Below are 13,469 nucleotides of genomic sequence, written 5' to 3'. Positions count from 1 at the left end.
TGGGTTACTCTGCGATCAGCCGCGCAGGGCGCGTCTACGTTCCTCAAACGCCAGGTGCTACAACTCTTGGGACCCCCGCAACGCACTGGCTCCCCAACCTACGCTAGTTTTAGTTTTTAGCCTTAACTGAACCGTATTGACTTTTAGACTTATTGCACAAGAGCTAGAAGTACTCTTATTGGAAAAGGTAAAAGGAAAAGACTTCTTAATTCTTATAACTGTTATCCTTGACAACTAAACTTTTTCCTGAATTTTGCAAGAAGTCTGTAAGGCGTTGATGTTTCGTAACAAACTCAAATTTATTCCATGCAACTTGTCCCAAAAACTAACCTTTCCCCAGAATCAACTCCCATAACTGAGAAAATCATCTTAGATGTTGGAGGTATGAAGTGCGGTGGCTGTGTAAAGGCTGTTGAACGACAGCTAATTCAATCTCCTGGAGTGAAGAGTGCTAGTGTAAATCTGGCAACAGAAATTGCTGTCGTAGAGCTAGAAACTGGTGCGGTGGATGCAGATGCACTGGCACAGCAATTAACGTCGGCTGGATTTCCGTCTCAACTCAGGCAACCAACTGGGAAATTTAGCGATGAAAACCAAGGCAAGATAGATCCAGCAGAACGACAGCGCCAAGAAATTCAGTCTGCACGTAGACAGTTGATAATTGCTGGATTATTACTGGTGCTGTCAACTATCGGACACTTGGGTAACATTGGTGGCATTGTGCTACCTGTTTTACATAACATCTGGTTTCACTGTGGATTAGCAACGGTAGCCCTACTCATTCCTGGCCGCTCGATTTTGGTAGATGGCTGGGTGAGTTGGCGACGGAATACACCCAATATGAATACTCTCGTCGGCTTGGGGACGCTAATCGCCTACACAGCTAGTTTGGTGGCTCTGTTGTTTCCTCAGCTTGGTTGGGAATGCTTCTTTGATGAGCCTGTGATGATGTTGGGCTTTATTTTGTTGGGAAGAACATTAGAAAAACAAGCAAGAGGTCAAGTTACTGCTGCGTTTAGAAACTTGCTTGATCTCCAGCCCCAGGTAGCAAGATTGATTCCCAAAGGAGCTGTAGAAAACCGCCCTGGCGCGTCTGTACAACCTTCCATGAGCGAGATTATAGAAATTCCTGCGGAACAAGTACGTGTCGGTGAATGGTTACAAGTTCTACCAGGAGACAAAATTCCAGTTGATGGCGTTGTGATAGATGGTCAAACAACTGTTGATGAATCAATGCTGACTGGGGAAGCTGTACCAGTGCTGAAGCAAAGACAAGATACAGTCACAGCTGGAACACTCAACCAGTCAGGAGCGATCGCAATTGAAGCAACCCGTACAGGCAGCGATACCACTTTGGCACAAATTGTTGCCCTAGTGGAAGCAGCACAAACTCGAAAAGCACCCGTACAGAAATTAGCAGATACAGTCGCTGGATACTTTACCTACGGTGTACTAGCAACGGCTGTTTTGACATTTTTGTTTTGGTACTTTATTGGTACTCATGTTTGGCAAGATGTCACTATGTCCCCTGGCATGGATATGGTGGATATGGCTCATCACTCTAGTGGTGTAGCTGTACCCACTTATCACTCTCCGCTATTAGTCAGCTTGAAATTAGCAATTGCAGTGATGGTGGTATCTTGTCCTTGTGCTTTGGGACTAGCCACACCTACAGCACTTTTGATCGGAACTGCGATCGCTGCTGAACGAGGTTTATTAATCAAAGGCGGTGATGTTTTAGAAAAAGTCCACCAGATGGACACCATTGTTTTTGATAAAACAGGTACGCTGACAACTGGTAATCCAACAGTAACGGATTGTGTTGTCCTAGAGGGAAGACTTGAGGGACAAGGGGGACAAGGAGAATTATTTAACAAGTCTCTTCCCGATCCCCAATCCCCGTTACCCCTTATCCCCAGAGGGGACCCCACCTGCCCCTTATCCCCAAAGGGGATCCCTACCTTCCCCGATCCCCAATACCTCTTACAACTCGCAGCTGCGGTCGAAAGTGGTACTTGTCATCCTCTGGCGACAGCAATTCGTAACCAAGCACATCAGCAACAATTAGCGATTCCACCAGCTACTGACTTTCACACAGAACCGGGACTTGGTGTTTCTGCTGTGGTCGAAGGCAATTTAGTATTGTTGGGAAATTGGGATTGGTTGAGTTGGCATGGAATTGCCGTTGATGAAAATGTACACAAGCAGGCAGAGACACTAGCAGAGGATGGTAAAACTGTTGTAGCAGTAGCAATTGCTGGAACAGTCGCCGGACTGATTGCTATTCAAGACACCCTCAGATCAGATGCAAAAGCAGCTGTAGACAAATTGCGGCAGATGGGGTTGCGAGTTATGCTTCTGAGTGGTGATACAAAAGTCGCTGCGATCGCAATTGCCAACCAATTAGGACTAGATACTGCTGATGTCATGGCGGGTGTACCTCCAGCCAAGAAAGCAAATGTTATACAATCTCTTCAAAATGGGGAGAGAGAAACCATTGCCAATCCAAAATCCGTAGTCGCAATGGTAGGAGATGGCATCAACGATGCTCCGGCTTTGTCTCAAGCTGATATTGGTATTGCTTTACACACAGGTACAGATGTGGCGATCGAAACGGCTGATATTGTCTTGATGCGAAATTGTTTAACTGATGTAGTAGAATCAATTCAACTAAGTCGGGTGACTTTCAACAAAATTCGCCAAAATTTGTTTTGGGCTTTTGTGTATAACACATTGGGAATTCCGTTAGCGGCTGGTGTCCTATTACCCAGTCTGCATTTTGTCCTTAGTCCTGCTAGCGCTGCGGCTTTAATGGCTTTTAGCTCGGTTAGTGTCGTTACCAATTCCCTACTACTACGGCGATTTGCTCATCGCTAATACAAAAATATCAAAACCTCTCTGCACCGAGGAGAGGTTTACCAGAATTCTTAAATTAAGTGGCTTTCATGCATTCCATCGAATCTTTTGTCAGATATTTAGCCTTAATATTTTAAAAGAGTGAATATCCGTTCTGCCTGTATCAGGTTAAACTAAATCGATAGTCACTATTTACAAAATCTCACAAAATCCTTGACTCTGTTTCCAGAGCGCCAGTAAAGGCTACTGTAGAGACTAAAGATACTAAGGGGTAAAACATTACATTGTTTTATTCTTAGTCATTACTATGAAGCAGCACAGACTCTGGTTGAGAGAATGGCAGAAAACGATTCTAAACAATTCTTAATTAATAAGACTTCAACCGATTATAGTAACGATTTGTCAATGGCAGCAGAAAACCATGAAAGCCATATACTGATTGTGGAAGACGATCAAGGACGTAAAGAATTCACTCTAGAGCGTCCCATTTATTCTATTGGTCGAGATCGAGAATGTGACATCCGTTTAGTTTCACAATTCGTCTCGCGCCGTCACGCCACATTAGTAAGATTACCCAGAAACGATCGCAACAACAGTCATTATTATCGAATTATTGATGGCGACGCTAGAGGCAAGCCTAGTTCTAATGGTCTGATGATTAATGGACGTAAGCTCTCAGCCTATGACCTTAAAAATGAAGACGAAGTTGTTTTTGGGCCTCAAGTACGTGCCATATATTATCTGTTAAAACGTGATACGGTACCACCTGGTCAAACTGATGCCAGTGAGTATGACATTACACTGATCAACCCCGGCATGACAGAAGACCTAGAAGACTAAAAAGTTTGTTGGTCTGTTGTTGATCTAATATCTTCGGTCACATTTGGCTATAAGCTAGCTTGGCACAAAGCTAGCTGTAGCAGATGCCCTTAGTTACAAGCATTTGTAATTATCCTGCGAGGCTTTGAATCAGATGCCAATTACGGTTGTCTTCAATTGCCTGCTTAATATACTCAAACACCTGCCGACAGTGATTATCTAACTGGAGTGGTAGTTCCTGGTTTTTAATCACAATACTCATTCTGGTTTCAGTTTCGGTAGCTGTGCTTTTATCAACCAGTACTTCTACTGTCACCATTTTGGAGTAGGAAACAGTACCGACTATCTCACGTGCCATGATGTAATCCAATGTATAGTACTGTACATCCAGATTGCAGTCTTGCAGCAGTTCCACAAGTAACGGCTGGAGATGGTTAATATGAATAGAAAGAATAAACGAACAGGTATAGCGAGCCATAATAGCCCTAAGCTTTGTAACACTCAGTCCATCCTATAATATCGAACCATCTTAAACGCAAGTCATAACTATTGAATTTTAGATTTTGGAATAAAAAAATTTAAAATAGGGATTGATAGAGGTTAAATCATGAAAGTAGTAGTAAGTGGTGCAACAGGATTTGTCGGTAGTCGGTTGGTAAAACAACTCCACAAAGATGGTAACAGGGTATTGGTTTTAACTCGTAATATCGCCCACGCCCAAAAAGTTTTTCCCAGCCAAGCTTTTCCTAATGTAGAAATTATTGCTTATACACCGACAGTATCAGGTAGTTGGCAAGAAGCGATCGCCACGTGTGATGGTGTAGTTAATTTAACAGGTGAACCCATAGGTGAGGGACGGTGGACACCACAACGAAAACAAGAAATTCTCAATAGCCGTCAACTGACTACTCAAAAAATCGTGGAAGCAATAACCAAGGCTAACCCTAAACCTAGTGTTCTAGTTAACGCCTCTGCTATTGGATATTACGGTACTAGCGAAACCGCGACTTTCGATGAAACAAGCCCATCTGGTAACGATTTTCTTGCCCAAGTTTGTCAAGCTTGGGAAGCAGAAGCAACAAAAGTTACAGAATCTGGTGTAAGACTCGTAATTCTACGATTTGGGATAGTTTTGGGTCTGGGTGGAGCTTTGGGTAAAATGATTACACCCTTCAAACTTTTTGCTGGTGGCCCTATTGGTAGCGGCAAACAGTGGTTTTCATGGATTCACATAGATGATTTAGTCAAGTTAATTATCCAAGCTTTAACTAAGTCAGAAATGTCAGGCGTATATAATGCTACTACTCCTCATCCGATTCGGATGTCAGAATTATCTACAACCATGGGCAAAGTTATGCATCGTCCTTCCTGGTTGCCTGTTCCTAATTTTGCCATAGAAGCAATTTTGGGAGACGGAGCAATAGTAGTTTTAGAAGGGCAAAAAGTTCTTCCTAAACGCACCCTAGAAAGTGGTTTTAATTTTCAATATCCTAATTTGCAACCAGCTCTAGAAACAATTCTTCATTAGTTGGTGATCAAACAAGCTTCAATGTCTGTATCTACGACACAACTTTTAGTGAAGTCCCGACTCCAACTAATTGGGGTATGAGAAAGTAAGAAAAGCTTCAGATTTAGCCCCGGCAGTTTGCATTATCCTATTCTCAAACAGGTTGAGTCCAGAAATACGCCATGTGTCAACTGTTAGGAATGAGTTGCAATACTCCCACAGATATTTGCTTTTCTTTTGAAGGGTTTGCGGCACGGGGAGGAAAAACTGATGATCACCGTGATGGTTGGGGTATTGCTTTTTTTGAGGGTAAAGGGTGTCGAATGTTTATTGATGCCAAACCCTCGATTAATTCTCCCATAGCAGAATTAGTCCGATGCTATCCAATTCATTCCACCCATGTAATAGCCCATATTCGCAAAGCAACTCAAGGTGAAATTGTTCTCGAAAATTGCCATCCCTTTCGTCGGGAACTGTGGGGACGATATTGGGTATTTGCCCACAATGGTGATTTACCAGAATTTAATCCTACGGGTATGCAATATTATCAACCTGTAGGCAATACTGACAGTGAAAAAGCTTTTTGCTTGATTTTAGAAACCATACGTCAAGCTTTTCCTGAAGGTAGACCCTCTTTGGAAAAAATATATCCTGTCTTGAAAGATATCACTGATCAAATTTCGCAAAAGGGTAGTTTTAATTACTTATTATCAGATGGCGAATATTTTTTTACTCACTGTTCTACAAAACTTTGCTATATAGTCAGACAAGCTCCTTTTGCTGCTGCTCACCTGATTGATCAAGACGTGACAGTAGATTTTAGTGAATTGACAACTCCAAGCGATCGCGTTGCAGTGATTGCTACGACTCCCCTCACCGACAACGAAGTTTGGACACCCATCAAACCAGGGGAATTGTTAATATTTCAAGATGGTTTACCTTTGAAGTTAAGTTAATCCTCTACTTACACACGACAATCAAAGACTCGCGCACGACAATTAAAGACTCGTTGGCGAATATCAAAGACTCATCGACGAGTATCAGCTTTGCGGTGGGGAGGTGGGGTGATGGGGAGATAGGGAGAAAAAACTCAAGTTTCGAGTTCTGAGCCTCAACGTTCTAGTTTCAAACCTCAAGTTTTGAGTTTTAAGCCTCAACGTTCTAGTTTCAAACCTCAAGTTTCGAGTTTTAAGCCTCAACGTTCTAGTTTCAAACCTCAAGTTTCGAGTTTTGAGCCTCAACGTTCTAGTTTCAAACCTCAAGTTTCGAGTTCTGAGCCTCAATGTTCTAGTTTCAAACCTCAAGTTTTGAGTTTTAAGCCTCAACGTTCTAGTTTCAAACCTCAAGTTTTGAGTTTTAAGCGTTTGTTGGGGATCTAAGCTCTGCGATTTTCACAAATCATATAGGATTGCTATATACGCAACTTGCACTTCCATAGGAGTATCTCTGTGCAGCCTGACTTACTAGGCTTGGAAATAACTAAAGGAGAATTGAAACGTTTAACTGGCGTCAAACCAGAAAATTTCTTCCTACCTTCTATTATGAAAAATCGCAAACAGCGATTTGCATTTTTACTCAAAGAAGTGCGGGAAATGTTGCTTTTAATTTTATTAATTACCGGATTTATTTATGCGTTAATTACTCTGACAAGTGGTTCCCAAATTGGCTTAGGAATTATCTTACTAATTGTCGTAGCAATTGTAGTAGTAGTTGGGCGTTGGTTGTGGCGACGTTTTCGTTATCCCAAAGCATTAATAATTCTTTTAAATGAAGTTGATAAATATCATGCAGGGGTGCAAGCGGTAGATAATCTTGACCAGCAAGCCATCTCTGAAAACTCAGAAAATAATAGTCATGAGCGAGAAACTATTATTGCTGCACTGCAATTGGTGAGAGAAGATTTAGTTCGTGGTTTGAAAATTGAGCGACTATTAAGGGATAATAAAAAATCGCTTACTGATCAACAAGAGTTGTCTGTCAATAATTTAGCTAATCTCCAAGCTTTACAAGTTAGTAGTTCAGCAGGGGAATATGCTCAAATTTTCAATCAATTATTACAGATTGACTTAGATGTACAAAGCCAGATAAGAAAATTACAGCAGTCACATTCTTAATATAAAAATGATCATAAAACCAAAAATAATCGTCCTTGATGATGATCCAACTGGTTCACAAACAGTCCACAGCTGTTTGTTACTCATGCGTTGGGATGTGGATACTTTACGCATGGGATTGCAAGACGACGCACCAATTTTCTTTGTCTTAACAAATACTAGAGCTTTACCGCCTGAGTCGGCTGCTTCTGTCACCAAAGAAGTTTGTCAGAATTTGCAAACAGCTTTAGCGAGTGAAGGAATTCAGGATTTTCTCATCGTCAGTCGTTCTGATTCGACTTTACGGGGACACTACCCGATTGAAACCGATGTGATTGCTGAAGAACTCGGCCCTTTTGATGCTCATTTTCTCGTCCCGGCTTTTTTTGAAGGTGGACGTATTACCCGCGACAGCATACATTATCTAATTGTTGATGGTGTTCCTAAACCTGTGCATGAAACAGAGTTTGCCCGTGATTCTGTTTTTGGCTACCATCATAGTTACTTACCCAAATATGTAGAAGAAAAAACACAAGGACGGATTCATGCAGACTCCGTAAAAAGATTTTTACTTGCAGATATCCGTAATGGCAGTTTAGAAGCCTTGATGAGTTTGAGTGGTAATCAGTGCTGTGTTGTCGATGGAGAAACTCAAGCAGATTTAGATCGTTTTGCTCAAGATATTTTAGCAGCAGCAAGTCAAGGCAAACGCTTTTTATTTCGCAGTGCTGCCAGTATTTTAACAGCTTTGGCTGCTTTACCTGAGCAAGCGATCGCATCGGAAAATATGGCTGAGTATGTACGCAATGGCAAACCAGGGGCTGTAATTGTGGGTTCTCATGTCAAAAAAACAACTCAGCAGCTAGAAGCACTACTACAAGCAGAAGGTACATTCGGGGTTGAAGTTGATGTGGCGCGTTTGTTAGATAATGTCGATCAATCTGCCATATTGTTAAGCGAAGTTCTCGAAAAAGTTCACACTGCTCATGCAACCGGCAAAACCCCAGTAGTTTACACCAGTCGCCAAGAACTTACTTTTAAAGATGTGAATACACGCTTACAATTTGGGGCTAAAGTTTCCCGTCTATTGATGGACATTGTCCAGGGTTTGCCAGCAGATTTAGGATTTTTAATCAGCAAAGGTGGTATAACTTCTAACGATGTCTTGAGTACAGGATTAGCCTTAACTTCAGCCCGGTTACTTGGTCAAATCTTACCTGGCTGCTCAATGGTACGGACTCCATCTGACCATCCGCAGTTTCCGAATTTACCAGTTGTCCTATTTCCAGGTAACGTCGGTGATGCTAATGGCTTGGCGACTGTATATCAAAGGTTGAGTCAAAAGACTAAGTAAGAGGATTGGGGAAGGTGGGGCCCCCTCTGGGGATAAGGGGTAACGGGGATTGGGGAAGGCGGGGTCCCGATCCCTATTTTCAAAGACGGATACGGGATTTTGTGATGCTGTTTTTAGGATCAGTTATCGGGACACCTGTGTTTTGAAAATTTGTCAGAGTATCCGCAACAGTCGCTGATGGATTCTTCTGTTTAAAAATAGCCCACGCTCCTGTGACATGGGGAGCTGCCATCGAAGTTCCGTAGAAGTTGCTGTAACCACCACCGGGAACCGAAGAGTAGATTGCTTCTCCTGGAGCCAGAAGAGATAGAAATGAAGCACTGTTAGAATAACTCGACACTTCATCAACAGCACCAACAGAACTACCGTCTTTGGTAGAACCAACGCTAATTGCTGATGAGATACAAGCAGGGAAACCCAAACCGTTAGTGCTACCGTCATTTCCAGCAGCAATCACAGTAGCTATACCAACAGAGCGGAGGTTATCAATAATTGCTTTGAGGTATTGACTGGTTGTATCACAGTTACTTGTATAGTTACCCCCTCCTAAGCTCATGTTAGCTGCTGCAATTGTGAAGTTGGAGCGGAGGTTATAAACTTGTTCTAGACCTCGTATTTGATCACTCACATAACTCAAGACACAGGGTGCTGGAACCGGATCGCACTGTTTAGCAGAATTAAATCGAGAGAAGATTTGAATCGCAATAATTTTAGCGTCCTTGGCAACCCCAGAAAAGTTAGGGCCTTTACCCGCAGCAATTCCAGCCACATGAGTACCATGATTGCAGTCATCAATGCTAGTAGCGCAATTAACTGCGGAGCCAGTACCTATCTGTTGAGTCGATCCATTTGGGCATAAACTTGTACTTTCGTAAGCTGAATCAGTTGTTGAGTAACAGGCTTCTGAAACAACCTTGTCTGCTAAAAAAGGATGGCTGGAGTCTACACCTGTATCTAAAATAGCAACTGTTTGCCCTGCACCTGTATATCCACTTTCCCAAGCGCTATTAGCTTTAGTCACAGGAATACTTTCTGTCAGCGCCGTTGGTACAGCGATGTCTTCCTGAATACTGATGATGTTGGGATCAGATTGAAGAAGCTCTAAAGATCGAGCGTTGATCTGGGCAGCAAAGTAAGGAATCGTCTTAAACTTGGTGATGGCAGTGGGATTGTCAGCTGATACTTTGGTCAAGACAACATTTTGGATGCGAGCGATCGCTGTTCTTTGACTCTGAACTAAACTTGTTGCTAGCCTGCCTTCAGGTATAAAATTTGCTTTTAAACCAATGATGACTCTGACAGTGCCGTATTTTTTTGCTTTAGAAATCAGCTGATCAAAGTCTGGAGGATTGGTTTGTCCCAAGCTATCAGCCCTCCTGCTGATCTGAGCATGAGCAGGAGCTACCAGCGTTTTCAAGCTTACAAGAACTATAGATAAATATGAAAAACAGGAAAAGTATAATAAACATGAGTGGATTGTTGAACCTAATCTCATTACTTATAATCCTTGTCGGACAAAAAATCCTTTTAAACGAGGAACTTATATTATTGGAATTTGGACAAAAAGTGAACCGCTAGTGCAACTCATAAAATAAAAATTACCATTACAACCTGTCTTGGTTCGTATTTAGGCGGAGAAACAAGAAGCTTTTGTTAGATAAATTTACACAGATTTTTTACCGTTCCACTATAAAGTCTGATACATTTGGCGACTAGACAAGAATAACAAGTCAGACAATCATGAGAAAATCTTTCTAAGTAACATGAAAGTATAACTCCTCCTACACCCCTATATCCCCACACCCATTTTCAAGTTAGACAAGGGCGAGGATTTGTATCAAGAATTTTGGGAAATGATATAACGGATAAATATTTGTCCCTTTTGTTTTTCCCTTTTCCCTTGGAGCCAGAGGTGTTGTGTATGAAACAGTTTTGCAAAGAATTCTGTAGAAATCGCGTTGTACAATTGTTGGAGCCACGATTTCAGTAGTTTGTTTCAAATCCTGCTTCCAAATTCTTAAGAGAATTTGTGCTAGATTTTTATACCAAGCCAGGGTAAACATCTATCATTCATATGAACTTCTAAAGACAGGAATTCGTACTGTCTCACATCTGTTTGATAATTTACAACTTTCAACAACTCAGTATCAAAGATAAATAATTTAAGATTGTTAATTGCTCAGTTTTTCTCTTTAGGCTAATGCTACATGACTTCTGATTCTGCTATGCCCGATCTCAAGTCACATTCTGCTGTTGATGATGCAGAATCAATCTCCAGCCTTTCTGATATAGAGGTAAAATTTACTGTTTCTGATCAAGAACAAGATACTGTTACAGAGACTGATTCTGTTGTTGATGATACAGAGTCAACTTCTATACTTCCAGAAGCGGAGATAAATTCTGTTCTGCTGTATTTAAAGTCCAATTCTGTTATTGAACTAGAATCAAATTCTGCTGTTGCTAGTGTAGAGTCTGATACGGTTGCAGAGGCAGAATTAGATGTTGACCTCTTGCATAAAGAGTTACCTAAATCACCTCCAACAGAAAATGGGGTGAAGAAAAATATTCAAATTCAGATGAAAACAGAGGAGGGAAGATTCTTATTAATTTTGCCTACAGAATCGCAGTTGTCTGGTTCGGAACGAAATTGGAATGATATTTGGCAACAATTAAAAGTACGACTTCATGGTAGCGATCGCTTGACCGCACCGAATACACCTGTGCATTTAGTAGCAAGCGATCGCCTTTTAGATGCAAGACAACTGCAACAACTGGCTGAAACTTTAGGGAATGTGCAAATGCAACTGAAATCGGTTGCTACCAGTCGTCGCCAAACTGCGATCGCAGCAGCTACTGCTGGTTACTCTGTTGAACAAATACAACGAGAAAATATCCTTGGTTCTAATTCTAAAGTCAGCAACAAACCCTCAAAAGATGCTCTTTATCTAGAGATGACGGTGCGGTCTGGTGTAGAAATTCGCCACCCTGGAAGTGTCATTATCTTAGGAGATGTAAATCCAGGTGGTATCGTAGTTGCAGATGGTGATATTCTCGTGTGGGGTCGTCTTCGAGGAGTTGCTCATGCTGGTGCTGGGGGTAATCGTGAGTGTCTGATTATGGCCTTGCAAATGGAACCAACCCAATTGCGGATCGCAGATGCTGTTGCTAGAGCGCCAGAAAAATTACCGTTGCAATTTTATCCCGAAGTGGCATACATAACACCACGAGGAATTCGTATCGGTAGGGCTAGTGATTTTTCTAAGACCCTATTTAATCGGATAAACCAAGAGCCATAAAGCTCTATTGTTATATATTTACAGAAACATCATCGAGCGCGTTTTTGTCATGACTCGCATTATTGTGATTAGCTCCGGTAAAGGAGGCGTGGGTAAAACCACTTGTACAGCCAATTTAGGCATGGCCTTAGCAAAAATAGGGCGTCAAGTAGCATTAGTTGATGCAGATTTTGGCTTGAGAAATTTAGATTTGTTGCTAGGACTAGAAAATCGCATTGTTTACACGGCGGTAGAAGTTTTAGCTAGAGAGTGTCGCCTCGAACAAGCATTGGTAAAAGACAAGCGTCAACCAAACTTAGTCTTGTTACCTGCGGCCCAGAACCGTACAAAAGATGCAGTCACCCCTGACCAGATGAAGTTATTAGTAAATGCACTGGCACAAAAGTATCAATATGTAATTATTGATAGTCCCGCAGGTATTGAAATGGGGTTTAAAAATGCGATCGCCCCAGCCAAAGAAGCATTAATTGTCACCACACCGGAAATTGCTTCCGTCCGAGATGCTGATCGCGTCGTCGGGTTATTAGAAGCACAAGGTGTTAAGCGCATTCATTTAATAATTAACCGGATCAAACCCGCAATGGTACGGGCTAATGATATGATGTCTGTGCATGATGTTCAGGAACTTCTGGCAATTCCTCTAATTGGGGTCATCCCGGATGATGAGCGCGTTATAGTCTCTACCAATCGCGGCGAACCTTTAGTATTAGCAGAAACTCCCTCTTTAGCGGCTACGGCTTTTGATAACATTGCTCGCAGATTGGAAGGTGAAACCGTCGAATTTCTTGAACTCGACTCACCCAACGACAGCATCTTCTCTCGTCTCAGAAGATTGTTGTGGACAAAAATAATTTGATGTTTTCTCCATCTGTCCATACCTAGCAGCAATGATCATTGAACTTTTAGAACGATTATTTACTCGTAATTCTGACGTTAACAGTCGCAATCAAGTTAAACGTCGCCTACAATTAGTAATTGCTCACGACCGTGCTGATTTAAGCCCCCAAATGATCGAAAAAATGCGGCAAGAAATTTTGGATATTGTTTGTCGCTATGTCGAAATCGAAACGGAGGGTTTAGAGTTTTCTTTAGAAAGCAATCAGCGAACAAGTGCTTTAATCGCCAATGTCCCTATACGTCGGGTTAAAGAAGAATCTACAGAAGATAAAGACAATAAAGAAAATAAAGAAAAAAATGAATTGGAAAGTAGTGAGATTACATAGTTATTCGCATTTTTATTAAGTAGTTGATCAAAAGATATTAGTTCAATTTAAGGTGTGCTATAGCCAAGTTGTAGCGCACCTTAAATTATTTGTTCATAAGTTAAGACGGCGTAACTACGAAACGTAAACACCATTAAAACTCAATACGGTTCAGTTAAGAAGAAATGTAGGTTGGGTTGAGTGCAAACGAAACCCAACAAAGCCTTGATAATGTTGGGTTACTCTGCGAGAAGCCGCGCAGGGCGCGTCTACGTTCCTCAAACGCCAGGTGCTACAACTCTTGGGACCCCCGCAACGCACTGGCTCCCCAACCTACGCTAG

Annotated in this window: 11 protein-coding genes; 9 read left to right on the top strand and 2 right to left on the bottom strand. The window is 41.8% G+C overall.

All coding sequences use genetic code 11. The features are described from left to right. The first annotated feature begins 306 nt into the window (after nucleotides 1-306). Together ACE1AT_RS04905 and ACE1AT_RS04900 are read left to right on the top strand one after the other, a co-directional pair. On the top strand, nucleotides 307-2,877 hold the full coding sequence (locus ACE1AT_RS04905) for a heavy metal translocating P-type ATPase (protein WP_374866180.1): 2,571 nt from the start codon (nucleotides 307-309) through the stop codon (nucleotides 2,875-2,877). Between the two features lie 315 nt (nucleotides 2,878-3,192). Beyond that, the gene (locus tag ACE1AT_RS04900; protein ID WP_374866179.1) at nucleotides 3,193-3,696 is read left to right on the top strand and encodes an FHA domain-containing protein; all 504 of its coding nucleotides are present in this window, start codon (nucleotides 3,193-3,195) and stop codon (nucleotides 3,694-3,696) included. A gap of 109 nt (nucleotides 3,697-3,805) precedes the next feature. Here the strand turns inward: ACE1AT_RS04900 and ACE1AT_RS04895 are convergent, their stop codons facing one another. After that, entirely contained in the window at nucleotides 3,806-4,153 is a 348-nt protein-coding gene (locus ACE1AT_RS04895) for a hypothetical protein (protein WP_374866178.1), read from the bottom strand. A gap of 129 nt (nucleotides 4,154-4,282) precedes the next feature. Between ACE1AT_RS04895 and ACE1AT_RS04890 the strand changes: the two genes are divergently transcribed. The 4 genes from ACE1AT_RS04890 (at nucleotide 4,283) to ACE1AT_RS04875 (ending at nucleotide 8,629) form a co-directional block, all read left to right on the top strand. Further along, complete coding sequence (locus ACE1AT_RS04890; RefSeq protein WP_374866177.1) at nucleotides 4,283-5,203, top strand: TIGR01777 family oxidoreductase; 921 nt, start codon at nucleotides 4,283-4,285, stop codon at nucleotides 5,201-5,203. Nucleotides 5,204-5,364: 161 nt separating this feature from the next. Further along, complete coding sequence (locus ACE1AT_RS04885) at nucleotides 5,365-6,138, top strand: class II glutamine amidotransferase (protein WP_374866176.1); 774 nt, start codon at nucleotides 5,365-5,367, stop codon at nucleotides 6,136-6,138. A 492-nt stretch (nucleotides 6,139-6,630) separates the two neighbouring features. Next, nucleotides 6,631-7,296, top strand: a complete 666-nt coding sequence (locus ACE1AT_RS04880) for a hypothetical protein (protein ID WP_374866175.1) — start codon at nucleotides 6,631-6,633, stop codon at nucleotides 7,294-7,296. 7 nt (nucleotides 7,297-7,303) lie between these two features. Then, complete coding sequence (locus ACE1AT_RS04875) at nucleotides 7,304-8,629, top strand: four-carbon acid sugar kinase family protein (protein WP_374866174.1); 1,326 nt, start codon at nucleotides 7,304-7,306, stop codon at nucleotides 8,627-8,629. A gap of 79 nt (nucleotides 8,630-8,708) precedes the next feature. Here the strand turns inward: ACE1AT_RS04875 and ACE1AT_RS04870 are convergent, their stop codons facing one another. Next, nucleotides 8,709-10,046, bottom strand: a complete 1,338-nt coding sequence (locus ACE1AT_RS04870; RefSeq protein WP_374866173.1) for a S8 family serine peptidase — start codon at nucleotides 10,044-10,046, stop codon at nucleotides 8,709-8,711. A gap of 790 nt (nucleotides 10,047-10,836) precedes the next feature. Between ACE1AT_RS04870 and minC the strand changes: the two genes are divergently transcribed. From minC to minE, 3 genes are read left to right on the top strand one after another with little or no spacing between them, the layout of a single operon-like run. Then, a complete protein-coding gene (gene minC, locus ACE1AT_RS04865) occupies nucleotides 10,837-11,925 on the top strand; it encodes a septum site-determining protein MinC (protein WP_374866172.1) in 1,089 nt (362 codons plus the stop codon). Between the two features lie 49 nt (nucleotides 11,926-11,974). Then, nucleotides 11,975-12,781 carry a septum site-determining protein MinD gene (minD, locus tag ACE1AT_RS04860; protein ID WP_016862393.1) on the top strand — a complete coding sequence of 269 codons (807 nt, stop codon included), beginning with the start codon at nucleotides 11,975-11,977 and terminating at the stop codon, nucleotides 12,779-12,781. Nucleotides 12,782-12,812: 31 nt separating this feature from the next. Beyond that, on the top strand, nucleotides 12,813-13,148 hold the full coding sequence (gene minE / locus ACE1AT_RS04855; protein WP_374866171.1) for a cell division topological specificity factor MinE: 336 nt from the start codon (nucleotides 12,813-12,815) through the stop codon (nucleotides 13,146-13,148). The last annotated feature ends 321 nt before the right edge of the window (nucleotides 13,149-13,469 follow it).

The organism is Pelatocladus sp. BLCC-F211 (assembly GCF_041928655.1).
Taxonomy (GTDB): domain Bacteria; phylum Cyanobacteriota; class Cyanobacteriia; order Cyanobacteriales; family Nostocaceae; genus Pelatocladus.
This window is presented reverse-complemented; position numbering and strand designations above follow the sequence as displayed.